Source organism: Pseudomonas sp. 1D4 (assembly GCF_001728925.1).
In the GTDB taxonomy this organism is placed as follows: Bacteria; Pseudomonadota; Gammaproteobacteria; order Pseudomonadales; family Pseudomonadaceae; genus Metapseudomonas; species Metapseudomonas otitidis.
On sequence record NZ_LXJQ01000014.1, the window covers coordinates 1 to 24,619 of the forward strand.

Consider the following 24,619-nt stretch of genomic DNA (forward strand, 5'->3'; position numbering starts at 1 on the left):
CCCAGAACTCGGAATGCGAGCAGTGGATGAAAAAAACAATTACCCCCGGGGAAATCATTGAGCTAATCTATATAGCATCTTAAAACGTAACAATGAGATGAAGGTCCTGCCCGCGGCGGGGCCAATCTTCGTCCTACAGCTTTACTGCATCAATTTCCCCAGCAGCCCATTCAGACCTTTCCGATTCAATGTGTCAGGTTGTACCGGCACAGCGTTCAAGTTGGGCCAGCGCCTATAAGCCGGGTTTGGGGGCTGGCCTTTCAAACCCAGAACAACTGCTACGCAAATATGGAATCCATTAGCACCCACTATCAGGTGCTTGACGACTCCAGTCCCCGGCGACCAACAGAAACCGCAAACGTCTAACTTGTTCAGCCACGCCCACAGAAGCGCCACCACCTCCGCCAACCCTATAACCAATCGATCTGAACCGATCGCACATACCCCTGTCGGACCCCTATGCACCCTCGCGGTGCACCCTCCCCAACGGACACACCGGTAAGGAACTATGTGCGGCATTTCTGGAGAACTACGTTTCGATAACCGACCCGCCGACCTGGCTGCGGTCGAACGCATCACCCACCACATGGCCCCGCGCGGGCCGGATGCCTGGGGTTTCCACAGCCAGGGACCGGTCGCCCTCGGCCACCGTCGGCTGAAGATCATGGACCTGTCCGACGGCTCCGCCCAACCCATGGTCGAGCCCGACCTGGGGCTTGCGATCAGCTTCAACGGCGCGATCTACAATTTCCCCGAACTGCGCGAAGCGCTGCAGGCGCTGGGCTACCACTTCCGCTCCAGCGGCGACACCGAGGTGCTGGCCAAGGCCTGGCATGCCTGGGGCAAGGACATGCTGCCGCGCCTCAACGGCATGTTCGCCCTGGCGATCTGGGAGCCTGGCAGCCAGCGCCTGTTCCTCGCCCGCGACCGCCTCGGCATCAAGCCGCTGTACCTGTCCTGCACCGGCGAGCGCCTGCGCTTCGCCTCCAGCCTCCCGGCCCTGCTCAAGGGCGGCGACATCGACGGCAGCCTCGACCCCGAGGCGCTGAACCACTACCTCAGCTTCCACGCCGTGGTGCCGGCGCCGCGCACCCTGGTCAAGGGCATCGAGAAGCTGCCGCCCGCCACTTGGCTGATGGTCGACGCCCAGGGCAACCGCGACCAGGCCACCTGGTGGAGCCTGGCCTACGGCCACGATGCCGACGAAGCCGGGCTGGAACTGGCGGACTGGCGCGACCGCCTGCTGGCGAGCCTGCGCGAGGCCGTGTCCATCCGCCAACGCGCCGCCCGCGACGTCGGCGTGCTGCTCTCCGGCGGGGTGGATTCCAGCCTGCTGGTAGGCCTGCTGGCCGAAGCCGGCGTTAAGGACCTGCTGACCTTCTCCATCGGCTTCCAGGACGCCGGGGGCGAGCGTGGCGACGAGTTCGAGTACTCCGACCTCATCGCCCGCCACTACGGCACCCGCCACCACCAGTTGCGCATCGGCGAGCACGAGATCATCGAGCAGTTGCCGGCCGCCTTCCGCGCCATGAGCGAGCCGATGGTCAGCCACGACTGCATCGCCTTCTACCTGCTCTCCCGCGAGGTGTCCCGGCACTGCAAGGTGGTGCAGAGCGGCCAGGGCGCGGATGAGCTGTTCGGCGGCTACCACTGGTACCCGCCGCTGGTGGACAGCCGCGACCCGTTCGCCACCTACCGCAACGCCTTCTTCGACCGCAGCCACGCCGAGTACCGCGACACGGTGATGCCCGCCTGGCAGACCGGCGACCTGGCCGGCGACTTCGTTCGCGAGCACTTCGCCCGCCCCGGCGCCGACGACCCGGTGGACAAGGCCCTGCGCCTGGACAGCACCGTGATGCTGGTGGACGACCCGGTGAAGCGGGTCGACAACATGACCATGGCCTGGGGCCTGGAAGCCCGCGTGCCGTTCCTCGACTACCGCGTGGCCGAGCTGTCGGCGCGCATCCCGTCGCGCTTCAAGCTGGGCGACGACGGCAAGCAGGTGCTCAAGGAAGTGGCCCGCCAGGTCATCCCTCACGCCGTGATCGACCGGCCCAAGGGCTACTTCCCGGTGCCCGGCCTCAAGCACCTGCAGGGCCGCACCCGCGACTGGGTGCGCGAGCTGCTGCTGGAAGGCGGCAACGACCGGGGGCTGTTCAACCGCGCCAGCCTGGAACGGCTGCTGGCCCACCCCGAGGAGGACCTCACCCCGCTGCGGGGCTCGCGCCTGTGGCAACTGGCGGCCCTCAACCTCTGGCTCAACGAACAGGGAATCTAAGGAGAGAGACATGAAAGCCCACACCGGCCAGCCCTACCTGCACAGCCAGCGCCTGATGCGCGGCCAGGCCCCCTCCTACGAGCGCCTGCAGGCACGCCTGGCGGAAGAACACCAGACGCCCCCGGAAGACCCGGTGCAGATGCTGCACTGCGGCTGGGGCCGCCTGCTGCTCGGCCACACCTATGCCGACCCGGCCAGCCTGGCCCGGGAGCTGCTGGCCGAAAGCCCCGGCGAGCGCGACATCGCCCTCTACGTCGCCGCGCCCCAGCAGGTGCTGGCCCAGGCGCCGCAGCAACTGTTCCTCGACCCCTCCGACACCCTGCGCCTGTGGTTCACCGATTACCGCCCGGCGCGCCGTGCCTTCCGCGGCTTCCGCATCCGCCGGGCCCACAGCGACGAGGACTGGCAAGCCATCAACCAGCTCTACCGCAGCCGCGCCATGCTGCCCGTGGAACCGACCGCCATCACCCCGCGCCACCTGGGCGGGCCGGTCTACTGGCTGGCCGAGGACCCTGCCAGTGGCCAGGTGGTGGGCAGCGTGATGGGCCTCAATCACCGCAAGGCATTCCAGGACCCGGAAGGCGGCTCCAGCCTCTGGTGCCTGGCCGTGGACCCGCAATGCGCCCGACCCGGCGTAGGCGAGGCGCTGGTGCGTCACCTGGTGGAGCACTTCATGAGCCGGGGCCTGGCCTACCTCGACCTGTCGGTGCTGCACGACAACCGCCAGGCCAAGGCGCTCTACGCCAAACTCGGCTTCCGCGACCTGTCCACCTTCGCCATCAAGCGCAAGAACGGCATCAACCAGCCGCTGTTCCTCGGCCCCGGCCCGGAGCAGACCCTCAACCCCTACGCCCGCATCATCGTCGACGAGGCCCACCGGCGCGGCATCGAAGTGCGCGTGGACGATGCCGCCGCCGGCCTCTTCACCCTCAGCCAGGGTGGCCGCAGCGTGCGCTGCCGCGAATCGCTGTCGGACCTGACCAGCGCCGTGAGCATGACCCTCTGCCAGGACAAGACCCTCACCCACCGCGCCCTCGCCCGGGCCGGCCTCAACCTCCCCGCCCAGCGCCTGGCCGGCAGCCGCGAAGAGAACGCCGCGTTCCTCGCCGAGCACGGTACCCTGGTGGTCAAGCCGGTGGATGGCGAACAGGGCCAGGGCGTCGCCGTCGGCCTGCGCCGCATCGAGGACGTCGAGGCCGCCATCGCCGAAGCCCGCCGCTACGACAGCCGCGTGCTGCTGGAGAGCTGCCACGAGGGGATGGACCTGCGCATCGTGGTGATCGGCTTCGAGGTGGTGGCCGCCGCCCTGCGCCGCCCCGCCGAAGTGGTCGGCGACGGCCAGCGCAGCATCCGCGCCCTGATCCAGGCGCAGAGCCGCCGGCGCCAGGCCGCCACCGGCGGCGAAAGCCGCATCCCGCTGGACGCGGAGACCGAGCGCACCCTGCGCGACGCCGGGCACGGCTATGACGACGTGCTGCCCGCCGGCCAGCGCCTGGCCGTGCGCCGCACCGCCAACCTGCACACCGGCGGCACCCTGGAGGACGTCACCGGCATCCTCCACCCGGCCCTGGCCGATGCCGCCCTGCGCGCCGCCCGCGCGCTGGACATCCCCGTGGTGGGGCTGGACCTGCTGGTCCCCGCCGCCGACCAGCCCGACTACGTCTTCATCGAAGCCAACGAACGGGTCGGCCTGGCCAACCACCAGCCGCAACCTACCGCCGAACGCTTCGTCGACCTGCTGTTCCCGCTCAGCCGCCAACCGGGCACCCCCTGAACGTGCCGGCCGCCGGCCCCACCGCCGCCCCGGCCCGCGCCCCCCCCCACAGAGGAGCCACCATGAGCCAGACGCTTCCCGACCCCGACCTCGCCTACCTGCAGAAGGTGCTGCTGGAGATGCTCGCCATTCCCAGCCCCACCGGCTTCACCGACACCATCGTGCGCTACGTCGCCGAACGCCTGGATGAGCTGGGCATCCCCTTCGAACTGACCCGCCGAGGCACCATCCGCGCCACCCTCGCCGGCCGCCAGAACAGCCCCGACCGCGCCGTCGCCGCGCACCTGGACACCATCGGCGCCATCGTCCGCCAGGTGAAGGACAACGGCCGCCTGGCCCTTGCCCCGGTGGGCTGCTGGTCCAGCCGCTTCGCCGAGGGCAGCCGGGTCAGCGTGTTCACCGAGAGCGGGGTGATCCGCGGCAGCGTGCTGCCGCTGCTGGCCTCCGGCCACGCCTTCAACACCGAGGTGGACAGCATGCCCATCAGTTGGGACCACGTAGAGCTGCGCCTGGACGCCTACAGCTCGACCCGCGCCGATTGCGAGTCCCTGGGCGTGTCCGTCGGTGATTTCGTCGCCTTCGACCCGCTGCCGGAGTTCACCGAGAGCGGCCACATCAGCGCCCGTCACCTGGACGACAAGGCCGGCGTCGCCGCCCTGCTCACCGCCCTCAAGGGCATCCGCGAGGCGCGGCTGGTGCCGCCCATCGACTGCCACCCGCTGTTCACCATCACCGAGGAGATCGGCTCCGGGTCCGCCGGCGCCCTGCCCTGGGACGTCAGCGAATTCGTCGGCATCGACATCGCCCCCGTTGCGCCCGGCCAGCACTCCAGCGAGCACGCCGTCAGCGTCGCCATGCAGGACTCCTCCGGTCCCTACGACTACCACCTCTCCCGGCACCTGCTGAAGCTGGCCGAGCAGAACGCCGTGGCAGTTCGTCGCGACCTGTTCCGCTACTACCACAGCGACGCGCAGTCGGCGATCGCCGCCGGCCACGACACCCGCGCCGCCCTCCTGGCCTTCGGCTGCGACGCCACCCACGGCTACGAGCGCACCCACATCGACAGCCTGGAGGCCATGACCCGCCTGCTCGGCGCCTACCTCATGAGCCCGCCGGTGTTCGCCAGCGACGCCGATACCGCCCAGCACTCCCTGGAGCCATTCAGCCACCAACTGGAGCACAGCGCGCAGATGGAGAACGACACCCGCGTACCGACCGTCGGAAGCCTCATAGGCAAGGGCGATAACGACGCTTGAAGGCCACCGCGCATACGGGCAAAGTGCCAGGCCACAGGCGATAAAAACGATGGGATCAACGGATGCCTCGCCTCTGTCTGGCGCTTCTGCTCCTGTGCGTCATCGGACCGGTCTGGGCGCTGCAGGGCGCCCCTCTCGACCGTGATGAACTACGCCTGTCCCTGAGCCCCTTCGCCGCCTACCTCGAAGACCCCGATGGCAGCCTCGCACCCGATCGGGTCCGCCATCTGCCCGACGAGGCCTTCACCCCCGTCCACGGCGAACACGCCAACCTGGGCAAGAACGCCTCGGTGTGGTGGTTCAAGGTCCGCCTGGTCAACAGCCGTCCGCATCCGGTGGCCGGCTACCTGGAAGTCAACTACCCGCTGCTGGATCACATCCGCCTGTATGCCTACGGCCCCGACGACCGTATCAGCGTGCAGGAAACCGGCGACAGCTTCGCCTTCGCCCAGCGCCCGGTGCAGGTGCGCAACTTCTGGTTCCCCCTGGAGGTGCAGCCGGGGGTCAGCACCGTGCTGCTGCGGGTGGAGAGCACCAGCACGCTGTTCCTGCCGCTGTTCTTCAGCACCTACGGCGCCAGTGCCGCGGCCCAGGAAAACTTCATGGGGTTCAACGGCGCCTTCTACGGTGTGCTGTTCGCCATGTTCTTCTACAACCTGTTCCTCTACCTCTCGCTGCGCGAGTCCGCCTACCTCTGGTACCTGGCCTACAACCTCAACGTCGGCCTGCTCGCCGCCTGCTTCGACGGCATGCTGTTCAAGCTGCTGCCCGAACATGTCGCCCTGCAATCGGTGAGCATCTACATCCTCATGTACCTGCACTGCCTCACCGCCGTGCAGTTCAGCCGTTATTTCCTCCACGCGCGCGCCTACTTCCCGCGTCTGGACAACTGCCTGCGCGGCGCCATGCTGTTCATCCTGCTGGCCTTCGTATCCGCCCCGCTGGTGGGCCTGCCGGCCTGGAACATCCTCGCCAGCCTCACCCTCCTGGCCGTGTCCCTGCTGCTGCTGGCAACCGGCATCTACGTCTGGCGGCGCGGCGTGCGCTACGGCTCCTACTACACCCTGGCCTGGGGGGTCATGCTGTTCGCCTTCATCCAGGCCACCACCGGCTCCCTGGGCGTGGAGGTGCTGGGCATCTTTGGCGCCACGGCAGTGAAGATCGGCGTCACCATCGAGCTGATCACCCTGTCCATCGGCCTCGCCGACCGCATCAACACCCTCAAGGAAGAAGGCTACCGCTCGCGCCAGGCCGCCGAGCAGGCCCACGTCGAGAGCCGCGCCAAGAGCCGCTTCCTGGCCAAGATGAGTCACGAGATCCGCACCCCGCTCAACGGCGTGCTGGGCATGCTGCACCTGCTGAAGGACACCTCGCTGGACCGCACCCAGCGCTTCTACGTCGACACCATCTCCAGCTCGGGAACCGCGCTCATGGCCGTGATCAACGACATCCTCGACTACGCCCGCATCGAATCCGGCAAGCTGACCCTGGAGCACATCGAGTTCGACCTGGAGCAACTGGTCTCCGACGCCCTCAGCCTGTTCACTGCCCAGGCCCTGGACAAGCGTCTGCGCCTCTACGTCAGCCTGGAGAACGGCGTGCCCCGGCGCATCCAGGGCGACCCCACACGACTCAAACAGATCCTCATGAACCTGCTGAGCAACGCCCTCAAGTTCACCGCCGAAGGCCACGTCGCCCTCAACGTCAGCTGCCGCAACAACAGCCTGGGCAAGCCACGCCTGGTGTTCGCCATCAGCGACAGCGGCATCGGCATCGGCACCGAATCCCTCTCCCACCTGTTCGACTCCTTCGCCCAGGGCGACTCCAGCACCACCCGCCGCTACGGCGGCAGTGGCCTGGGCCTGGCCATCAGCAAGGAGCTGGTGGAGATGATGGGCGGCCGCATCGAAGTGCAGAGCACCCCCGGCCAGGGCACCCGGTTCTCCTTCGACCTGCCCCTGCAAGCCGTGGAGGAAAACGACGAGCTGCCGGCCCTGCTGAATGGCCGTACCGCCCTGCTCACCTCCCTCGACGGCCTTGGCCTGGACACCCTGGGCCGCCTGCTGGGCCGCTGGGGCATGCGCACCGAGCGCTGCCAGGACCCGGAACGCCTGCAGGACTACCTGGAAGACTTCACCGTGCCACCGCTGCTGGTGCTGATGGCGCCCTGGCCGGGCAGCGTCGCCCATTGGCTCGACAGCCTGCGACCCAGCCTCGCCAAGGGCCAGCGCGTGCTGCTGCTGTGTCCGCCCGAGCAGTGCCAGAACCTGCCCCCCAGCGACGGCCTGCAGCTTCTGGCCATGGCCCAGCCGCTGGCGGTGCTGCCGCTGCGCCAGATTCTGCTCGACTTCTACAGCGAACACCCGGCCATGCCCGCACCAGCCCCCGCGCCTCAGCACCCTGAGCCCGACCGCGCGCCCTGCGTGATGGTGGCCGAGGACAACCCGGTGAACCAACTGGTGGTGCAGAACTTCCTCAAGCGCCAGGGCTACCGGGTGCGCACCGTGGCCAACGGCGTGGCCGCCGTGGCCGAGTACGAGCGTGACCCGCAGGGCATCTCGCTGATCCTGATGGACTGCGAGATGCCGGAAATGGACGGCTTCGAGGCCACCCGCCGCATCCGCGTACTGGAGCGCAACCGTCACCTGGCCCCGGTGCCCATCATCGCCCTCACCGCGCACATCTTCGACGAGCACCGCGAAGCCGGCGCCGCAGCCGGCATGGACGACTTCCTCGGCAAGCCCCTCGACGCCCACCAGCTCTACGCCACCCTGGACCACCACCTGGCGCGCCAGCGCGTGCAAGACGAGAGCTGAACACCCGCAGGTGCTACGATCGCGCCCCCGCTCCACGAGGCCCACCCATGCTCATCCCCCACCACCTGCTGGAACCCGAGACCCTGACCCGGCTGATCGAGGACTTCGTCACCCGCGACGGCACCGACAACGGCGACGAGACCCCGCTCGACACCCGCGTCGCCCGCGTGCGCAAGGCCCTGGAGAAGAAGCAGGCGGTCATCCTCTTCGACCCCGACAGCCAGCAATGCCAACTGATGCTGCGCAGCGAAGTGCCCAGGGAACTGCTGGTGGAAGACGAAGACGAGTGATGCGCCGGCTCAACCACCTCTCCCCGGGCTGAAGCCGATCACGGGCGTGCGGCCAGGAGCCCCCGTAGCCTGGGCTTCAGCCCAGGGCCACGCCGGTATCCCGTGTGAAATGCCCAGGTGAAGCGCCGGCTCACTTCTTCCCGGGCTGAAGCCCGGGCTACCGCCGGTCACGCCCGCGTCGCTGGGCGGGTGAGTTCGTCCCTACAGGTCGGGCGCACGATCATCCGGGCTACGGGCGATCACGCCCCGCGTCGCTGGGAGGATGAATTTGCCCCTACGGGTTTGCGCCATTGGCCGGGTTCACGATCACCGTGGCGGTGATGCCGGCGGCCAGGAGCACACCCTCGGGCACCTTGTCGATGTGGATGCGCACCGGCACCCGCTGGGCCAGGCGCACCCAGTTGAAGGTGGGGTTCACGTCGGCCACCAGCTCGCGGCTCTGGGGGTTGTCGCGGTCGTAGATGGCGCGGGCGATGCTCTGCACGTGGCCTTCCAGGCGCTCGCCGCTCATCAGTTGCAGCTCCGCCGGGTCGCCCACGGCGATGTGCGGCAGCTTGGTTTCCTCGAAGTAGCCGTAGACCCAGTAAGACGTCTCGTCCACCACCGCCAGCTTGGCCTCGCCGATGCGCGCGTAGTCACCGGCGTGCACGGTCAGGTTGGTCACGTAGCCGTCCACCGGCGCGCGCACGTCGGTACGGGCCAGGTTCAGCCGGGCCGCCTCCAGGTTGGCCTGGGCCTGCTGGTAGTCCGCCTCGGCGGCCAGCGCGGTGTTGCTGGCGTCGTCCAGGCTCTCGCGGGAGACCACCTGCTCGTCCATCGCCGCGCGGCGGTGGGCGCTGAGCCGGCGCATGTCCAGCACCGCCTTGCGGGCGTTCACCTGGGCTTCGGCCTGCTTCACCGCCAGGCGGTAGTGCTCGGGGTCGATGCGCATCAGCAGGTCGCCCTTCTTCACCCGCTGGTTGTCGGCCACCGGCACCTCCACCACCACGCCGGACACATCCGCCGCGACGTTGATGATGTCGGCGCGCACGCGGCCGTCGCGGGTCCAGGGGCTGTCCATGTAGTTCACCCAGAGGGTGCGGCCGATGAACACGGCCAGGAGCAGGACGAGAAGGGTCGCCAGCAGGCTGAAGACGGATTTGAGGGTCATGGTGGGCTCGATCAACGGTAGACGAACAACGAAAGCCCGCCGAACAGGCAGGCGAACAGGCTCACCCGGAACAGCACCGGGTGCCAGGCGAAGCGGTACAGGCCGGCGGCGGCCAGCACCCGGTCCAGGGCCCAGCAGGCCAGCGCGGTGGCGATGAACAGCAAGGTCAGGGTCGGCATGTAGACGCCGTGGAAGGCGATCTCGCGGGGCAGGCTGTCAGGCAGCATGGGCAGGCGCTCCGGCAGGGGCGGACCCGCGCAGGGGCGACTGCGGGTCCAGCAGGGAGGTACGGATGAAGTGCAGGTAGCTGAGCACGCGGCGCAGGCGGGACTGCTCGAAGTCGGCGCCGCCGGGCTCCTCGGTGGCGCGCACGGCGTCGATGGCCTGTTCCACCGCCAGCCGGGCCCGCTCCAGGTTGCCCGCCCCCGGCTTCATGAACAGCCGCGCCAGGGCCCGGCCCATGGCCCGCACGGCCTGGCGCCAGGGCTGGTCCTCGGCGTAGCACGGCGCTGCCGGCAGCAACGCCTGCTCGCGGCGCAGCTCCAGCACGGCGTGACCCACCTCCAGCACCTGGAAGGTCCAGCGCAGCAGGCCGCGCTGCACCTCGGGCCGCCCGCTGGCGACGCCATAGGCCTGGTTGAGCAGGTCCCGCGTGCCGCTGTCGAACGCCGCCGGCAGCAACTCGCCACGCTCGCTGGTGGCCAGCACCACGCGCTGGCGCAGGTCGCGCTCCAGGCGCCGCCAGAGCCAGGCACTGGTGGGCGGCAGGATCACCGCCGTGACCACTGCCGCCAGGGCCTGGGCGAGGATCAGCGCCAGGTACTCGTTGAGCATGCGCCCCGGGTCGTAGACCGTGAGGTTGGCCGGGATCGCGCCGAAGCTGAAGAACACCAACAGCCCCAGGCCGTAGCCCGCCCACTGCGGGCGCACCGAGAGGAAGGCGCCGAAGGCGAACACCGGCGCCACCGCCAGGGCCAGCAGCGGGAAGCCGTCCAGGTGCGGCAGCACGAAGAAGGTCACGGTAAAGCCGAGAATGGCCGCCAGCACCGTGCCCATGGCCATCTGCATCGCCATCCGCGCCGGGTTGGGCGCCGCCGAGACCAGTGCCGCCACGGCGGCAGCATTGAGCACGAAGCTGCTGCCGCTGGGCCAGGCGGTCTCGATCCAGAACAGGCCGAACACCAGCACCATCAGCGCGGTGCGCGCCCCGGCCACCAGCGCCGCCAGGGAGCTGGCCTTGGCGGCGAAGGACGGCTTCCAGTTCTCCCGCGCGTGGCGGTGGGACGCCAGGGATGCATGGGTGCGGGTGTAGCCCTGCAGCTCATCGGCGAAGCGGTAGAGCAGTTCGGCGGCGGTGTCGAAGTCCAGCCGCTGGGCCTCGTCGGCACCGGCGGCGAGCAGCCGGGCGCGGGCATCGCGGATGCGCTGCTTGAGCTGCTGGCGGCGGTCCTCCAGGCGCTCGGCCAGGGCCAGGGCGTCCTGGTCGGTGAGCGGGCGCTCGCGCCAGGGCCCGAGCACCTCGCGCACGCCGGCCAGGCACGGCTCCAGGGCTTGCAGCACGGTGCCGTCGCCCTGGGCCCGCAGCCGTGCGAGCAACTGGTGCAGGGCGTGGTAACGGGTGGTCAGGGCCATGAACTCGCTGTTCAGGCGTGACAGCCGGCCGCTGCGCAGGCGCATGTGCGGGTCCTCGAAGCCGGTGGCGCTGCGCAGCGCCTCCAGCCCCACCGCCTGGCTGGCGAAGGCCACGTTGGACGCCTCGAAGCGCTGGCGGTCGCCGCCGTCCAGGTGCTCCAGGACGAACGCGGCGAAGGCACCGAAGCGCTGGTAGAGGGCGTTGCGCATGGCCGCGCTGGAGGTCTGCGGGAGGATCAGCGCACTCACCAGGCTGGCGCAGCCGATGCCCAGGGCGATCTCCAGGATGCGCCACAGCGCCTGCATGAATGCCGCTTCCGGGTGGGTGGTGGCGGGCAGGCCGATGAGGGTAGCGGTGTAGCCGGCCAGCACGCAGGCGTAGGAGCGGAAGTCGCGGTAGCGGGTCGCGCCCACGGTGCACAGGCCGATCCACAGCGAGGACACCAGCAAGAACAGCACCCGCTCCTGGGCGAACAGGGCGATCAACGCCACCATCACCGTCAGCCCCACCAGGCTGCCGAGGATGCGGTAGAAGCCCTTCGCCAACACCTGGCCGCTCTGCGGCTGCATGACGATGAACACCGTGATGGTCGCCGTGCTCGGCTGCGGCAGCTCCAGGCGCATCGCCAGCCACAGGGTGACCAGCGCCGCCAGCAGCACCTTGCCGATGTAGACCCAGGTGACGCCGTCGCTGCGCGCCCACTCGAAGAAGGCCCGGCGCCAGGCCTCGGCATCCGGCAGGCGCAGGCCGCCGTGGGAGGCGGCCATCAGCGTGCCTCCGGGGTGCGCAACGGCACCCGCTCGGGCAGCAGGTGGGCGTCGTCCGGCGCCTGGTCCGGCTCACCCAGGCCGCCACCGAGGGCGATCACCAGGCCGGCGTGGGCCGCCAGGCGACCGGCGTGGACCTGCTGCGCCACCTCCTGCTGCTGGAACAGGCGGGTCTGGGCGTTGAGCACGTTGAGGTAGTCGGTCAGCCCACCCTGGTAGGCCTGGGTGGCCAGTTCGTAGGTGTGCTGCGCGGCGGCCACCGAGTCGTCGGCCAACTGCTGCTGGCGGGCCAGGCTGCGCACGCGGATCAGTTGGTCGGACACGTCCCGCAGGGCCTGCACCAGGGTGCCGTTGTAACGCGCCACGGCCGCGTCGTAGGACGCCGAGGCTTCGCCCAGCAGGGCCCGGCGCCGGCCACCGTCGAAGATCGGCAAGGACAGCGCCGGGCCGATGCCGTAGTTGAATTTCTGCCCCCGGAGGAACTCCAGCATGCCGCCGCCCACGGCGTTGTAGCCGACGCTCGCCACCAGGTCGACGTTGGGGTAGAAGTCGGCCTCCGCCGCGTCCACCCCGCGGGCTTCGGCGGCCACCTGCCAGCGGCTGGCCACCAGGTCCGGGCGGTGCCCCAGCAGTTCCACCGGCAGGCGCGCCGGCACGTCCGGCTGGGCCGCCAGGGACAGGCTCGGGCGGCGCAGTGCGGCCGCCGCACCGGGCCCCTTGCCGGCCAGGGCGGCCAACTGGTTGCGGCTGAGGGCGATGGCCTCGTCCACCGCTTCCAGGCGGCGGCGGGTCTCCGGCAGCGGCACCTCGGCCTGGCCCACCTCGAACTGGGTGCCGAGGCCCCCGGCCAGGCGCCGCCGGGCCAGGTCGAGAATGGCCTGCTGCTGGTCCAGCAGCGCCTGGGCGATATCCCGTTCGGCGTACTGCAGGGACAGTTGCACATAGGCCCGCACCACGTTGCCCTCCAGTTCCAGTTGGGCCATGCGCGCCTGGGCGGCGCTCATGCGGGCGAGGCCCTGGTAGTGCTCGGCGATGCTGGACTCGCGCCCCCAGAAGTCGAAGGCGTAGCTCAGCCCCAGGGCGGCGTCGTTGTTCCAGGTGGTGGTACGGGCCAGCTCGCCCGGGCCGTAGAAATAGTCCGTGGGCCAGCGGTGGCGGCTGAGGGACGCCTTGGCATCGACCTGGGGCGACTCCACCGCCTTGGCGGCGCCGGCCAGGGAGGCGGCCATGCGCACCCGCGCGCGGGCCTCGGCCAGGCTCGGGCTGCCGGCCAGGGCCTGGTCGATCCAGGCGTCCAGTTGCGGGTCGCCGAAGGCCTGCCACCAGCGCTGCCGGGGCCAGCCGGCATCCTGCCCGGCCTGGGCGATGGCAGCGTCCAGTTGCAGGTGGTCGGGGGCCAGGCGTTGTTCGGAGGGGGCGATGCCCTGGGTGGAAAGGCAACCGGCCATTGTTGAAAAAATGACAACGGCGCTGGCGGACCTCAGTCCTCTGGCGAGACGACGCGGCACGGTGGGCTGTCCTGGGATGGTGTGGCTGGATTGGAGCGGAGAGCAGGCACCGACGGGTGCCCGGTGGAGCAGATTCTAGGGATCGGCCCGCACCGGCATAAGCGGGGCATTCGGTGAATGACTATTACCGGATCAGTAACAATCCGCCGGCCCGGCCGCGTGATAATGGCGCCCCCAGCCCTCACCCCGAGCCGCCCCATGGACACCCTGCAGACCATGCGCGCCTTCAGCTGCGTCGCCGACACCGGCAGCTTCACCGCCGCCGCCCAGCAGCTGGGCACCACCACCGCCAACATCTCCCGCGCCGTGGCCCACCTGGAAGGCCACCTGAAGGCGCGCCTGCTCAACCGCACCACCCGGCGCATCGCCCTGACCGAAGCCGGCCAGCGCTACCTGCTGCGCTGCCAGCAGATCCTCGCCTACGTGGAAGAGGCCGAAGCGGAGGCCGGCAACGCCCATGCGCGCCCGGCCGGGCGGCTGCGGGTGCATTCCATGACCGGTATCGGCCAGCACTACGTGATCCGCGCCATGGCCGGCTACCGCCAGCAATACCCCGACGTGAGCCTCGACCTGACCCTGGCCAACCGGGTGCCGGACCTGCTGGACGAAGGGCTGGACGTGGCCATCGTGGTCGCCACCGAGCTGCCCGACTCGGGGCTGGTGTCCCAGCGCATCGGCGCCACCTACAGCATCCTCTGCGCCTCCCCCGGCTACATCGCCGAGCGTGGCGCCCCGCGCACCCCGGCGGACCTGGCCCAGCACGAGTGCCTGCTGCTGATCAGCCCGGTGATGCCCTTCGACCGCTGGCACTTCGTCGGCCCCGACGGCGAACAGATGATCACCCTCGGCAACCCCAGCTTCCAGGTGAACGTGGGCGATGCCATGACCGAGGCCATCCGCTCCGGCATGGGCATCAGCGTCCTGCCGCTGTACTCGGCCATGGACGGACTGCGCGACGGCTCCCTGGTACCGGTGCTGCCCCACTACCGCCTGCAGTGCCTGAACATCTACGCGCTCTACCCCTCGCGCCAGTACCTGGACGCGAAGATCAGGACCTGGGTGACCTACCTGCGCGAGACCCTGCCCGACGCGCTGCAGGCGGACGAGGTGGAGCTGGCCGGGATTCGCGCCCGCGCCGGTTGAGCGGCGCGGGCGACGGGCTCAGGCGCCCGCCTTCTCCAGCACCAGATCCGGCGCGGCGGCGGGCTTGAGCAGGGCGTAGAGCACAGCGGTGAGCAGGCTGCCGGCGACGATGGCCAGCAGGTACGGCAGCACCTGGTTGATGGCGTTGGGGATGAGCAGCACGAACAGCCCGCCGTGGGGCGCCATCAGCTTGCAGCCGAAGTACATGGACAACGCCCCGGTGAGCGCACCGCCGGCGATGCTGGCCGGGATGACCCGCAACGGGTCCTTGGCCGCGAAGGGAATCGCCCCCTCGGAGATGAAGCACAGCCCCAGCACCAGCGCCGCCTTGCCCGCCTCCCGCTCGCTCTGGGCGAACTTGCGCCGTGCCAGCAGGCAGGCCAGGCCCAGGCCGATGGGCGGCACCATGCCGGCGGCCATGGTGGCGGCCATCGGCGCATAGCTCTGGGACGCCAGCAGGCCCACCGAGAAGGCGTAGGCAGCCTTGTTGATCGGCCCGCCCAGGTCCACGCACATCATCCCGCCCAGCAGCACGCCGAGGAGGATGGCGTTGGTGGCGCCCATGCCGTCGAGGAAGCGGGTCAGCGCGGCGAGCATGCCGGCCACCGGCGTGCCCACCACGTAGATCATCACCAGCCCGGTCACCAGGCTCGCCAGCAGCGGGATGATCAGGATCGGCTTCAGCGCCTCCAGGCTCTGCGGCAGGTGCAGCCAGCGGTTTATGGCGCGGGCGCAGTAGCCGGCGATGAAACCGGCGACGATGCCACCGATGAAGCCCGCCCCCAGGGTGCCGGCCAGCAGCCCGCCGATCATCCCCGGTGCCAGGCCCGGCCGGTCGGCGATGGAATAGGCGATGTAGCCGGCCAGCAGCGGCACCATCAGCTTGAAGGCGGTGTCGCCGCCGATCTGCATCAGCGCAGCGGCCAGGGTGCCCTGCTCCTTGAACGCCTCGATGCCGAAGACGAAGGACAGGGCGATCAGCAGGCCCCCCGCCACCACCATCGGCAGCATGAAGGACACGCCGGTGAGCAGGTGCTTGTACAGGCCCTTGGCCTCGCCGCCCTTCTCCGCCGCACGCGGTGCAGGGCCGGAGGAGACCTCCGCCTGCAGCTCGCGGGCCTCGGCCAGGGCGCGCTCCAGGGTCGCCTCGGCCTGCTTGAGGGCCACGCCGGTGCCGCAGCGGTAGACCCGCTTGCCGGCGAAGCGCGCCAGGTCCACCTCGATGTCGGTGGCCAGCAGCACCACGTCGGCACGGGCGATGGCGTCCGCCGGCAGCGGATCACGGGCGCCCACCGACCCCTGGGTTTCCACCAGCAGGTCGTAGCCCAGGCGCTGGGCGGCCTGCTTGAGGGCCTCGGCGGCCATGAAGGTGTGCGCCACCCCGGTCGGGCAGGCGGTCACCGCCACCAGGCGCGGCCGCTGGACACGGGCGCCGACCTCGGAGGGCTCGCGCAGGGCCGCGCGGGCCTCGGCGCGGCGCAGGAAATGCTCGGGGGCCTGCAGCGCCTCCACCGGGCTGGAGAGGAACACCCGCTTGCCGCTGAAGCGCGACAGGTCCACCTCGCCGGTGGCCACCACCAGCACCCAGTCGGCGGCGGCCAGGTCGGTGGCGGACAGCGGCGCCCCGCCGGGCATCTCCACGCAGGTGCTCCAGCCCAGGCGGCGGGCGGCGGCGTCCAGCAGGCGGGCGCTGATCAGGCTGGTGACGGCCCCGTTGGGGCACGCCGTGACTAGGGCGAGTTTCATCGGGAGACCTCGTGCTGTGCGGGGGCATCGACCAGGGTGACGGCGCCTTCCAGCGCGGCCAGTTGGACCCGGTCGTGAATGCCGAAACCGATCTGGGTGACGGCCTGGGCGGCAATGGCGGTGGCGTGGCGCAGGGTCTGCTGCGGCGACCAGCCGCTGAGCAGGCCGTGCAGCATGCCGGCCAGCAGCGAATCCCCGGCGCCGACGGTGCTCACCACCTGCACCCTGGGCGGACAGGCCGCCAGCACCCCGCCCGGGTTGAACCAGCGCACCCCGTCGGCGCCCAGGGACAGCACCAGGTGCTCGATGCCCATCGCGTGCAGGCGCTGGGCCTCCGCGGCCTGGGCGGCGGCGTCATCCAGGGGCTGGCCGCAGGCGTCCGCCAGTTCCTCCTGGTTCGGCTTCACCAGCCAGGGCGCGCAGTCGAGCCCGGCCCGCAGTGCCGCGCCGCTGGTGTCCAGCGCCACCCGGGCACCCAGCCCGCGCAGGCGCTGCAGCAGCGTCCGCAGCCAGTCCGGGTCCACGCCCCGGGGCAGGCTGCCGGCCACCACCACCAGGTCGTGGCCCGGCACCAGGCGATCCAGTCGCTCCAGCAGCGCGGCCCTGGCGGCCGCGTCGACTTCGGGGCCGGGGCCGTTGATGTCGGTGATGCGGCCGTCGTCCTCGGCCAGCTTGAGGTTGCTGCGGGTCTCCCCGTCGACGCGGACGAAGGCATCGTGGAAGCCGCGCCGGGCGAACAGCGCCTCGAACGGCTGGGCATTGTCGGCACCGAGGAAGCCGGCCACCGACAGGCTGTGGCCGAGGTCGGCCAGCACCTGGGCCACATTGAGGCCCTTGCCGGCGGCGTGGGCCACCAGGGCATCGCCCCGGTTCACTGCGCCCGGTACCAGTTGGCGCAGGCGCAGGGTGAGGTCCAGCGCGGGGTTGAGGGTCAGGGTGAGGATGCGTGCCATCAGAATCGCTCCGCCAGTTCGCGCACGGCTTCGGCGCTTTCGGCCTGCAGGGCCACGGCGGCCAGTTCCTGGGCGGCTGCCTGGCTCATGGCGCGGATGCGCGCCTTGATTTCCGCAATGCTGCGCGCGGACACGCTCAGCTCGTCCACCCCCAGCCCCACCAGCAGCGGCACCGCCAGCGGGTCGGAGGCCAGTTCGCCGCACACGCCGACCCACTTGCCGTGGGCATGGGCGGCACGCACGGTCATGTCAATCAGTTGCAGCACCGCCGGGTGCAGCCCATCGGCCTGGGCGGACAGGGTCGGGTGGCCACGGTCGATGGCCAGGGCGTACTGGGTCAGGTCGTTGGTGCCGATGCTGAAGAAGTCCACCTCGCGGGCCAGCACCGGCGCCAGCAGGGCGGCGGACGGCACCTCCACCATGATCCCCAGTTGCACGTCGGTATGGGGCAGCTCGCCCAGCAGCTCACGGGCCATGTCCCGCGCCTGGCGCCACTCGCCGACGCTGCCGACCATGGGGAACATGATGCGCAGCGGCCGGCCCTCGGCGGCCTGCAGCAGCGCGCGCAGTTGGGTGCGCATCACCTGCGGGCGCTGCAGGGTCAGGCGCACACCGCGCAGGCCGAGGAAGGGGTTCTCCTCGGTGGGGATGGGCCAGTAGGGCAAGGGCTTGTCGCCGCCCACATCCAGGGTCCGCGCCACCAGCGGGCGCCCGTCCAGGGCGTCGAACACCCGGCGGTAGTCGGCCTCCTGGGTGGCCAGGTCGGGGGCCTGGGCGTGGGCCATGAAGATGAATTCGGTGCGCAGCAGGCCGATGCCTTCGGCCCCCTGGGCCACGGCCGCCGCCGCGCCCCGGGCGTCGCCCAGGTTGGCGCAGACCTCCACTGCATGGCCGTCGCGGGTCACCGCCGGCTCCAGCTTGTGGGCCTCGGCCTCGCGCAGCAGGCGCTCGCGTTCGCTGCACTCCTGGCGGGCACGCTCCAGCAGCGCCGCCTCGGGTTCCACCACCAGGCGCCCTCGCCCGCCGTCCAGCAGCAGCATGGCGCCCGGCGCCAGGGCCAGCACCCGCGCCCCCGCGCCCACCAGCGCCGGGATGCCCAGCGCCCGCGCGACGATGGCGCTGTGGGAGGTGGCGCCGCCCCGGGCGGTGAGGATGCCGGCGACCCGCTCGCGGTCCAGGCGGGCCACGTCCGAGGGGGCCATTTCGTCCAGCACCAGCACGTAGGGCTCGCGGGGCTCGGGCACCTCCTCCACGCCGCACAACTGGGCCAGCACGCGCCGGCCGACGTCGCGCAGGTCGGCGGCACGCTCGGCCAGCAACGCATCCTGCAGGGCTTCCTGCTGGCGGGCCGCCTCGCCGATGACCGCATTCCAGGCGGCAGCGGCACTCTCGCCACGGGCCAGGCGCGCGTCCACGTCCTCCACCAGGGAGGGGTCGGCGAGCATTTCCAGATGGGTAACGAAGATCTCGCGGATGGCCTTGACCTCGCTGCGCGCCACCAGCGCCTCGATCTCGCCCCGCACATGGGCCAGGGCCTGCTCCAGGCGCTGGCGCTCCTGCGCCGGGGACTGGCCCCGGGCCGGGTAGTCGAAGGCCCGCGCCACGCGGACATGGGCCGGGCCGATGGCGATGCCGGGGGACGCCGACACGGCCGCCAGCACCTCGCCGGGCTGCGGTGCGGTGGGCCCGGCGACTGGGGCCTCGGGTGCTTCCGAGGGTGCCTCGGGTCGCGCTGCATCCAGCGGCTCAACGCTTTCGCCGAGCCCGGCCAGGATGGCATCACGCAGGGCCGGCAGGGCCTCATCGGCAATCGCCGGTTCGGCCAGCAGCTCCAGCACCTGGCCACGGCGCACACCCAGTGCCAGCAGTTTGCTCAGGCTGCGAGCGCTGACGGCGGGCTGGCCGCTGTCGGCGACACGGATGCGGATTTCCCCGGCAAAGGCCTTGGCCGCCTGGGCCAGCTCCTTGGCGGGGCGGGCATGCAGGCCGTGGGCGTTGGCCAGGGGCACGCGCAGACTCGGCCAGTCGGCGATGGAGTCACCGCCGAGGGTTTCCAGCAGCGCACGGCTGGAGACGGCGTGCACGATCTCGCCGCCGCGCCCTTCCACCAGCAGGCTACAGAGGCGCTCCAGCAGGGCCTGGTGGGCATCCCCCAGGCTCGCCAGGCAGAACAGGCCGGCCAGGGGCTGGCCCTGGTACTGCAGGGCCGCCGCCGGGGCGACGAAGGCCAGGCCAGGCCGCTCCACGGCCTGGTCGGTGTCCAGCCACCAGAGGCCGTCGCCCAGGGGCAGCGGCTCGCGCTGCAGCAGGGCTGCCGCGAAGCCCTTGTCGACGCAGCCGGCGCGACGCAGCAGGCGGGCGCCTTGCAAGGCCAGTTCGTCGAGGTCTTCGGCCTCGCTGCCGAGGGCGATCAACTGGTCGTCCAGCGCCAGGTCACGGGGGGCGCCCTGAAGCAGTTGGAGGATCGCCTCGGGGCTCTCGGCCGCGCGCAGGGCCTCGCCCAGCTCGCCCTCGCCGAGGGCGCGGGTCAGCAGTTGCAGCAGGCGCAGGTGCTCGTCGGACTTGGCGGCGATGCCGATGGCCAGGTACACGCGCTGGCCATCGCCCCACTCCACGCCACCGGGGAAATGCAGCAGGCGCACGCCGGTGGCGTGCACCAGGTGGCGGGTCTCGGGGGTGCCGTGGGGAATCGCGATGCCCTGGCCGAGGCAGGTGGAGCCCTGCGCTTCGCGGGCCTCCAGTGCGGCCAGGTAGCCGTCGGCGGCCAGGCCGTCCGCCACCAGCCGCTGCGCCACCTGGCGCAGGGCGTCGGCCTTGTCCGACGCGGCCAGGCCCATGGACACCTGTCCGGGGGTCAGTTCGAGCATGCGTGCCTCCAAACGGGCCTCGGGGCCCTCTTGTCGTTGTGCCATCTGCATCAGCTTAGGGGTTGCCTTCCATCGCGCCCGGGCAGGTGCGTGCGGTCCGTGACCACGCCAGGCAGGACGTGGGAACATCTGGACAAGGGCTTTGCTGAATCGTTTCACTAAGCGTGGGCGGCACGGTAACCGATATCCTTCGCCGCTTGAAGTGCCCGGCGGACGAAATGTGCATCCGCCCGCCGTGCCCCAGTGAGGACCCCGAACGTGAAACTCAGCGACATCGCCCGCCTGGCCGGCGTCTCCCTCACCACAGCGAGCTATGTGGTCAACGGCAAGGCCGAGCAGAAGCGCATCTCCCCTGCCACGGTGGCGCGGGTGCAGGCAGTGGTGGAAGCCCACGGCTTCCGCCCCGACCCCCAGGCCGCCGGCCTGCGCCGGGGGCAGACGCGCACCCTGGGGTTCATCCTCCCGGACCTGGAGAACCCCAGCTATGCGCGCCTGGCCAAGCTGCTGGAGCAGCGGGCGCGTGCCCGGGGCTACCAGGTGCTGATCGCCAGCTCGGACGACGACCCGGCCAGCGAGCGCCAGTTGCTGGAGCTGTTCGCCGCCCGCCGCTGTGACGCGCTGGTGGTCGCCAGTTGCCTGCCGCCCGAGGCCCCGACCCTGGCCGACCTGCTGGCCGAAGGGCTGCCGGTGATCGGCGTCGACCGGGTGCTGGACCCGACGCGCTTCGGCTCGGTGGTCAGCGACGACCGCCCGGCCAGCCAGCAGCTCACCCACAGCCTGCTGGCACCCGGCCTGCGCCAGGTGGCGCTGCTGGGCGCGCGCCCGGAGCTGAACATCAGCCGCGAGCGGGAAGCGGGCTTCCGCCTGGCGCTGGAGGGGTTCGCGGGTGAGGTGCGGGTGATGCAGGGCACGCAGTTCAGCCGCGAATGCGGGCGCCAGATGATGGAGTCCCTGCTGGACGAACAGGCCCACCTGCCGGACGCCCTGGTGACCACTGCCTATGTGCTGCTGGCGGGGGTGCTGGACGTGCTGCGCGAACGCGGCGCCTGGCCCCGGGCGTTGCGCGTCGGCACCTTCGGCGACACCCAGTTGCTGGACTTCCTGCCCCTGCCGGTGAACGCCATGCGCCAGCAGCACGAACTGATCGCCGATGCCGTCCTGGCCCAGGCCCTGCGAGCCATCGCCGGGGACTACCAGCCCGGCGTCACGGCCGTCCCACGGCAACTGCATGTGCGGCGTAACGGCTGACAGGTCGCCCGGACTTCAGTTCGGGGAATGCCCCAACCTCCGCGCCCTGGGCTGAAGCCCAGGCTACGGGTGCCAGTAAACGGCTGCGGGGGCGAGCACTGGGTAGCCCGGGCTTCAGTGCGGGGAATGCCCCAACCCCCCCGCTCCCTGGGCTGAAGCCCAGGCTACGGGTGCCAGTAAACGGCTGCGGGTTCGAGCACTGGGTAGCCCGGACTTCAGTCCGGGGAATGCCCAACCTCCGCGCCCTGGGCTGAAGCCCAGGCTACGGGTGCCAGTAAACGACTGCGGGGGCGAGCACTGGGTAGCCCGGACTTCAGTCCGGGGAATGCCCCAACCCCCCCCGCTCCCTGGGCTGAAGCCCAGGCTACGGGTGCCAGTAAACGACTGCAGGTTGAAGCACGGGGTAGCCCGGACTTTAGTCCGGGGAATGCCCCAACCCCCTGCTCCCTGGGCTGAAGCCCAGGAAATGTGCGGGTCAGGGTTCTTCGAGGAAGAGGGTGACGCGGACGTGGAAGCGTTCGATGCGGGTCCAGTCCTTTTCCAGGGTTTCGCCGGAGCCCATGCCGATCTCGTAGCCGTAGGGCCGGCCGGCGGGATGGGGGGCGTAGACGGACGGGGCCTCCCAGCCGCAGCAGACGAAGCGCAGCGGCTGCATGCCGAAGCGCTGTTCCAGCCGGGCCTCGAGCGCTCGGGCGTCACGCCCGGGGATGCTGTACTCGGCCACCCGCTGGCGCAGCTGGCCGCCCGCCTCCAGGCGGCAGCCGTCGAACTGCAACCCGGGCGCGGTGACGCCGAGGGCCGCCAGGTAGTCGCCGCACCCTGGCTCCTCGCCCCAGGCCAGCAGCGGCAGCAGCGCCACCGCCAGCAGCACGCCGCGACGCATCAGAAGATGTAGTCCGTGCTGATGAAGCTGGATTCGCGGTTGCCGAGGATGCGGCTGACCAGCGCCTTGTTGTCCGCGTTGAAGCGGGTCGCCACCAGGGTGCGGATGGAGAAGGTGCGCAGGGCGTCATGCACCGACAGGGTGCCTTCGGCGGAGTTCTTGCGGCCGTTGAAGGGGAAGCTGTCCGGGCCGCGCTGGCACTGGGCGTTGATGTTGATGCGCCCCACCTGGTTGGCGAAGGTGTCCACCAGCCGCCCCACTTCGGCGGGGTCGTTACCGAAGATGGACAACTGCTGGCCGTAGTCGGAATCCAGCACGTAGTCGATCACCGTCTGCAGGTCGCGGTAGGGCACCACCGGCACCAGCGGGCCGAATTGTTCCTCGTGGTAGACCCGCATGGCCGGGGTCACCGGGCACAGCAGCGCGGGGTAGAAGAAGCTCTGGTGACGCCGGCCGCCGCCTTCGTTGACCACCTGCGCGCCCTGCTCCAGGGCATCGCGCAGCAGGCCGTCGAGGTAGTCCACCTTGCCCGGTTCCGGCAGCGGGGTCAGGGCCACGCCGTCGTCCCAGGGCATGCCAGGGCGCAGGCGCGCCAGGCGCGCGCTGAACCGGGTGAGGAAGGGTTCCAGCACGTCTTCGTGGACGAAGAGGATCTTCAGCGCGGTGCAACGCTGGCCGTTGAACGACAGCGCGCCGGTGACGGCCTCTTCCACGGCGTTGTCCAGGTCCACCTGGGGCAGCACGATGCCGGGGTTCTTCGCATCCAGCCCGAGGGCGGCGCGCAGGCGGTGCGGGCGCGGGTGCAGCTTCTTCAGGTCGGCGGCGCCGGAGTGGGTGCCGATGAAGGCGAACACGTCCACCTTGCCGCTGGCCATGATGGCGCTGACGGTCTCGCGGCCCTTGCCGTAGATGATGTTGATGACGCCGGGCGGGAAGCTGTCGCGGAACGCCTCCAGCAGCGGGCGCATCAGCAGCACGCCGAACTTGGCCGGTTTGAAGACCACGGTGTTGCCCATGATCAGTGCCGGGATCAGCGTGGTGAAGGTTTCGTTCAGCGGGTAGTTGTACGGTCCCATGCACAGCGCCACGCCCAGGGGGACGCGGCGGATCTGCCCGAGGGTGCCCTGCACCAGTTCGAAGCGGCTGGAGCGGCGGTCCAGCTCCTTGAGCGCCTCGATGGTGTCGACGATGTAGTCGCAGGTGCGGTCGAACTCCTTCTCGGAGTCCTTGAGGTTCTTGCCGATCTCCCACATCAGCAGCTTCACCACCGCCTGGCGCTGCTCGCGCATACGCGCCAGGAAGCACTCCACGTGGGCGATGCGCTCGGCCACCCGCAGGGTCGGCCAGGCGCCCTGCCCCTTGTCGTAGGCGCGCACGGCGGCGTCCAGCGCCTGCAGGGCGGCCTCGGCATCCAGCAGCGGGGTGCTGCCGAGCACCACCTGCTCCTCGCCCTGCGGCCCCTTGAGGTAGACCGGGCTGCGCACCGGGGCCAGGGGGCCGGCCCAGTGGCGCAGCTCGCCATCCACCAGGTAGTCGCGTTGCTCGACGGGCTCGCCCAGGCGCCAGGCCTCGGGAATCTGCTCGGCGTGGGGGAACAGGGTCTCGGCGGTGAACAGGGACATGGCGCGCTCCGGGTAGGGGCTCAGGCCAGCAGGGCCAGGGCTTCGGCGGTGGTGCGGGTGATGCGGTCCCAGTCGCCGGCACGCTGCCAGGCGCTGTCCAGCATCCAGCTGCCGCCCACGCACATGACGTTGGGCTGGGCCATGTACTGGACCAGGTTGTCCGGCCGCACGCCGCCGGTGGGGCAGAAACGCACCGCCGGGAACGGGCCGCCGAAGGCCTTGAGCGCGGCGACGCCGCCGCAGACCTCCGCCGGGAACAGCTTGAAGCGCCGATAGCCGCGGGCGTGGCCGAGCATGATTTCGGAGGCGCTGCCCACGCCCGGCAGCAGCGGCAGTGGGCTGTGCAACGCGGCATCGAGCAGTTCGGCGGTGCAGCCGGGGCTGACGAGGAACTGGGCGCCGGCAGCCTCGGCCTCGGCCAGCATCGCTTCGTCCAGCACGGTGCCGGCGCCCACCAGCAGGTCCGGGCGCTGCGCCCGCAGCAGGCGGATGGCGCCCAGGCCGTGGGCCGAGCGCAGGGTCACTTCCAGCACCTTGAGGCCACCGGCGGCGAGGGCGTCGGCCAGCGGCAGGACGTGGGCTTCGTCTTCGATGGTGATGACCGGCAGGATGCGCGCCTCGGCGCAGAGCCGGTCGATCATCTCCACCTTCTCGGCCATGCTCGGCACGCGGCGAACGGCGGTTC

17 protein-coding genes are annotated in these 24,619 nt (G+C 70.7%); 7 read left to right on the forward strand and 10 right to left on the reverse strand.

Features of this window, described 5'->3' with window-relative positions:
• Nucleotides 1-508: 508 nt before the first annotated feature.
• The 5 genes from A7D27_RS09495 to A7D27_RS09515 all read left to right on the forward strand — a co-directional run bounded on the left by A7D27_RS09495 (nt 509) and on the right by A7D27_RS09515 (nt 8,414).
• Complete coding sequence (locus tag A7D27_RS09495) at nt 509-2,278, forward strand: N-acetylglutaminylglutamine amidotransferase (RefSeq protein WP_069564710.1); 1,770 nt, start codon at nt 509-511, stop codon at nt 2,276-2,278.
• A 10-nt stretch (nt 2,279-2,288) separates the two neighbouring features.
• Nucleotides 2,289-4,052, forward strand: coding sequence for an N-acetylglutaminylglutamine synthetase (ngg, locus tag A7D27_RS09500; RefSeq protein WP_069564711.1), 1,764 nt, complete (start codon nt 2,289-2,291; stop codon nt 4,050-4,052).
• A gap of 62 nt (nt 4,053-4,114) precedes the next feature.
• Entirely contained in the window at nt 4,115-5,308 is a 1,194-nt protein-coding gene (locus A7D27_RS09505) for an osmoprotectant NAGGN system M42 family peptidase (protein ID WP_069561127.1), read from the forward strand.
• 62 nt (nt 5,309-5,370) lie between these two features.
• Complete coding sequence (locus tag A7D27_RS09510) at nt 5,371-8,124, forward strand: hybrid sensor histidine kinase/response regulator (RefSeq protein WP_069564712.1); 2,754 nt, start codon at nt 5,371-5,373, stop codon at nt 8,122-8,124.
• Between the two features lie 47 nt (nt 8,125-8,171).
• Nucleotides 8,172-8,414 (forward strand): YheU family protein, encoded by a 243-nt coding sequence (locus A7D27_RS09515; RefSeq protein ID WP_044406564.1) that lies wholly within the window; start codon nt 8,172-8,174, stop codon nt 8,412-8,414.
• A gap of 274 nt (nt 8,415-8,688) precedes the next feature.
• On the opposite strand, the gene A7D27_RS09520 is transcribed toward A7D27_RS09515, so the two are convergent.
• Genes A7D27_RS09520 through A7D27_RS09535 form a run of 4 tightly spaced genes read right to left on the reverse strand, consistent with a single transcriptional unit; the run spans nt 8,689 to nt 13,412 of the window.
• Nucleotides 8,689-9,564 carry an HlyD family secretion protein gene (locus tag A7D27_RS09520; protein ID WP_069564713.1) on the reverse strand — a complete coding sequence of 292 codons (876 nt, stop codon included), beginning with the start codon at nt 9,562-9,564 and terminating at the stop codon, nt 8,689-8,691.
• An 11-nt stretch (nt 9,565-9,575) separates the two neighbouring features.
• Nucleotides 9,576-9,776 (reverse strand): DUF1656 domain-containing protein, encoded by a 201-nt coding sequence (locus A7D27_RS09525; protein ID WP_044406645.1) that lies wholly within the window; start codon nt 9,774-9,776, stop codon nt 9,576-9,578.
• Between the two features lie 4 nt (nt 9,777-9,780).
• Complete coding sequence (locus A7D27_RS09530; RefSeq protein ID WP_069564714.1) at nt 9,781-11,964, reverse strand: FUSC family protein; 2,184 nt, start codon at nt 11,962-11,964, stop codon at nt 9,781-9,783.
• Complete coding sequence (locus tag A7D27_RS09535) at nt 11,964-13,412, reverse strand: efflux transporter outer membrane subunit (RefSeq protein WP_069564715.1); 1,449 nt, start codon at nt 13,410-13,412, stop codon at nt 11,964-11,966. Before A7D27_RS09535 ends, A7D27_RS09530 begins: the two co-directional genes overlap by 1 nt.
• 258 nt (nt 13,413-13,670) lie before the next feature.
• Between A7D27_RS09535 and A7D27_RS09540 the strand changes: the two genes are divergently transcribed.
• Entirely contained in the window at nt 13,671-14,615 is a 945-nt protein-coding gene (locus A7D27_RS09540) for a LysR family transcriptional regulator (RefSeq protein WP_069564716.1), read from the forward strand.
• 18 nt (nt 14,616-14,633) lie between these two features.
• Here the strand turns inward: A7D27_RS09540 and A7D27_RS09545 are convergent, their stop codons facing one another.
• The 3 genes from A7D27_RS09545 to ptsP are packed head-to-tail and all read right to left on the reverse strand — an operon-like array spanning nt 14,634 to nt 20,181.
• Complete coding sequence (locus tag A7D27_RS09545) at nt 14,634-16,361, reverse strand: fructose-specific PTS transporter subunit EIIC (RefSeq protein WP_069564717.1); 1,728 nt, start codon at nt 16,359-16,361, stop codon at nt 14,634-14,636.
• On the reverse strand, nt 16,358-17,314 hold the full coding sequence (pfkB, locus tag A7D27_RS09550; RefSeq protein ID WP_069564718.1) for a 1-phosphofructokinase: 957 nt from the start codon (nt 17,312-17,314) through the stop codon (nt 16,358-16,360). The genes A7D27_RS09545 and pfkB overlap by 4 nt, the downstream gene beginning before the upstream one ends.
• Nucleotides 17,314-20,181, reverse strand: coding sequence for a phosphoenolpyruvate--protein phosphotransferase (ptsP, locus tag A7D27_RS09555; RefSeq protein ID WP_069564719.1), 2,868 nt, complete (start codon nt 20,179-20,181; stop codon nt 17,314-17,316). The genes pfkB and ptsP overlap by 1 nt, the downstream gene beginning before the upstream one ends.
• Nucleotides 20,182-20,439: 258 nt before the next feature.
• On the opposite strand from ptsP, the gene cra reads away from it, so the two are divergent.
• A complete protein-coding gene (cra, locus tag A7D27_RS09560; RefSeq protein WP_069564720.1) occupies nt 20,440-21,429 on the forward strand; it encodes a catabolite repressor/activator in 990 nt (329 codons plus the stop codon).
• Nucleotides 21,430-21,904: 475 nt separating this feature from the next.
• Here cra and A7D27_RS09565 read toward each other — a convergent pair whose 3' ends face one another.
• The 3 genes from A7D27_RS09565 to A7D27_RS09575 are packed head-to-tail and all read right to left on the reverse strand — an operon-like array spanning nt 21,905 to nt 24,593.
• Entirely contained in the window at nt 21,905-22,312 is a 408-nt protein-coding gene (locus A7D27_RS09565) for a DUF4952 domain-containing protein (protein WP_069561137.1), read from the reverse strand.
• Nucleotides 22,312-23,934, reverse strand: a complete 1,623-nt coding sequence (locus tag A7D27_RS09570; RefSeq protein WP_069561138.1) for an NADP-dependent glyceraldehyde-3-phosphate dehydrogenase — start codon at nt 23,932-23,934, stop codon at nt 22,312-22,314. Before A7D27_RS09570 ends, A7D27_RS09565 begins: the two co-directional genes overlap by 1 nt.
• Before the next feature lie 20 nt (nt 23,935-23,954).
• Nucleotides 23,955-24,593: a bifunctional 4-hydroxy-2-oxoglutarate aldolase/2-dehydro-3-deoxy-phosphogluconate aldolase gene (locus A7D27_RS09575; protein WP_069564758.1), complete on the reverse strand. Its 639-nt coding sequence runs from the start codon at nt 24,591-24,593 to the stop codon at nt 23,955-23,957.
• Nucleotides 24,594-24,619: the final 26 nt, after the last annotated feature.

What these genes read in the sequence shown, in the direction of transcription:
- A7D27_RS09515 (WP_044406564.1), top strand. Translation starts at nt 8,172, where the DNA reads ATGCTCATCCCCCACCACCTGCTGGAACCCGAGACCCTGACCCGGCTG.
- A7D27_RS09510 (WP_069564712.1), top strand. Translation starts at nt 5,371, where the DNA reads ATGCCTCGCCTCTGTCTGGCGCTTCTGCTCCTGTGCGTCATCGGACCG.
- A7D27_RS09520 (WP_069564713.1), bottom strand. Translation starts at nt 9,564, where the DNA reads ATGACCCTCAAATCCGTCTTCAGCCTGCTGGCGACCCTTCTCGTCCTG.
- A7D27_RS09575 (WP_069564758.1), bottom strand. Translation starts at nt 24,593, where the DNA reads ATGGCCGAGAAGGTGGAGATGATCGACCGGCTCTGCGCCGAGGCGCGC.
- A7D27_RS09495 (WP_069564710.1), top strand. Translation starts at nt 509, where the DNA reads ATGTGCGGCATTTCTGGAGAACTACGTTTCGATAACCGACCCGCCGAC.
- A7D27_RS09540 (WP_069564716.1), top strand. Translation starts at nt 13,671, where the DNA reads ATGGACACCCTGCAGACCATGCGCGCCTTCAGCTGCGTCGCCGACACC.
- ngg (WP_069564711.1), top strand. Translation starts at nt 2,289, where the DNA reads ATGAAAGCCCACACCGGCCAGCCCTACCTGCACAGCCAGCGCCTGATG.
- A7D27_RS09545 (WP_069564717.1), bottom strand. Translation starts at nt 16,361, where the DNA reads ATGAAACTCGCCCTAGTCACGGCGTGCCCCAACGGGGCCGTCACCAGC.
- A7D27_RS09535 (WP_069564715.1), bottom strand. Translation starts at nt 13,412, where the DNA reads ATGGCCGGTTGCCTTTCCACCCAGGGCATCGCCCCCTCCGAACAACGC.
- ptsP (WP_069564719.1), bottom strand. Translation starts at nt 20,181, where the DNA reads ATGCTCGAACTGACCCCCGGACAGGTGTCCATGGGCCTGGCCGCGTCG.
- A7D27_RS09565 (WP_069561137.1), bottom strand. Translation starts at nt 22,312, where the DNA reads ATGCGTCGCGGCGTGCTGCTGGCGGTGGCGCTGCTGCCGCTGCTGGCC.
- pfkB (WP_069564718.1), bottom strand. Translation starts at nt 17,314, where the DNA reads ATGGCACGCATCCTCACCCTGACCCTCAACCCCGCGCTGGACCTCACC.
- A7D27_RS09530 (WP_069564714.1), bottom strand. Translation starts at nt 11,964, where the DNA reads ATGGCCGCCTCCCACGGCGGCCTGCGCCTGCCGGATGCCGAGGCCTGG.
- A7D27_RS09505 (WP_069561127.1), top strand. Translation starts at nt 4,115, where the DNA reads ATGAGCCAGACGCTTCCCGACCCCGACCTCGCCTACCTGCAGAAGGTG.
- A7D27_RS09570 (WP_069561138.1), bottom strand. Translation starts at nt 23,934, where the DNA reads ATGTCCCTGTTCACCGCCGAGACCCTGTTCCCCCACGCCGAGCAGATT.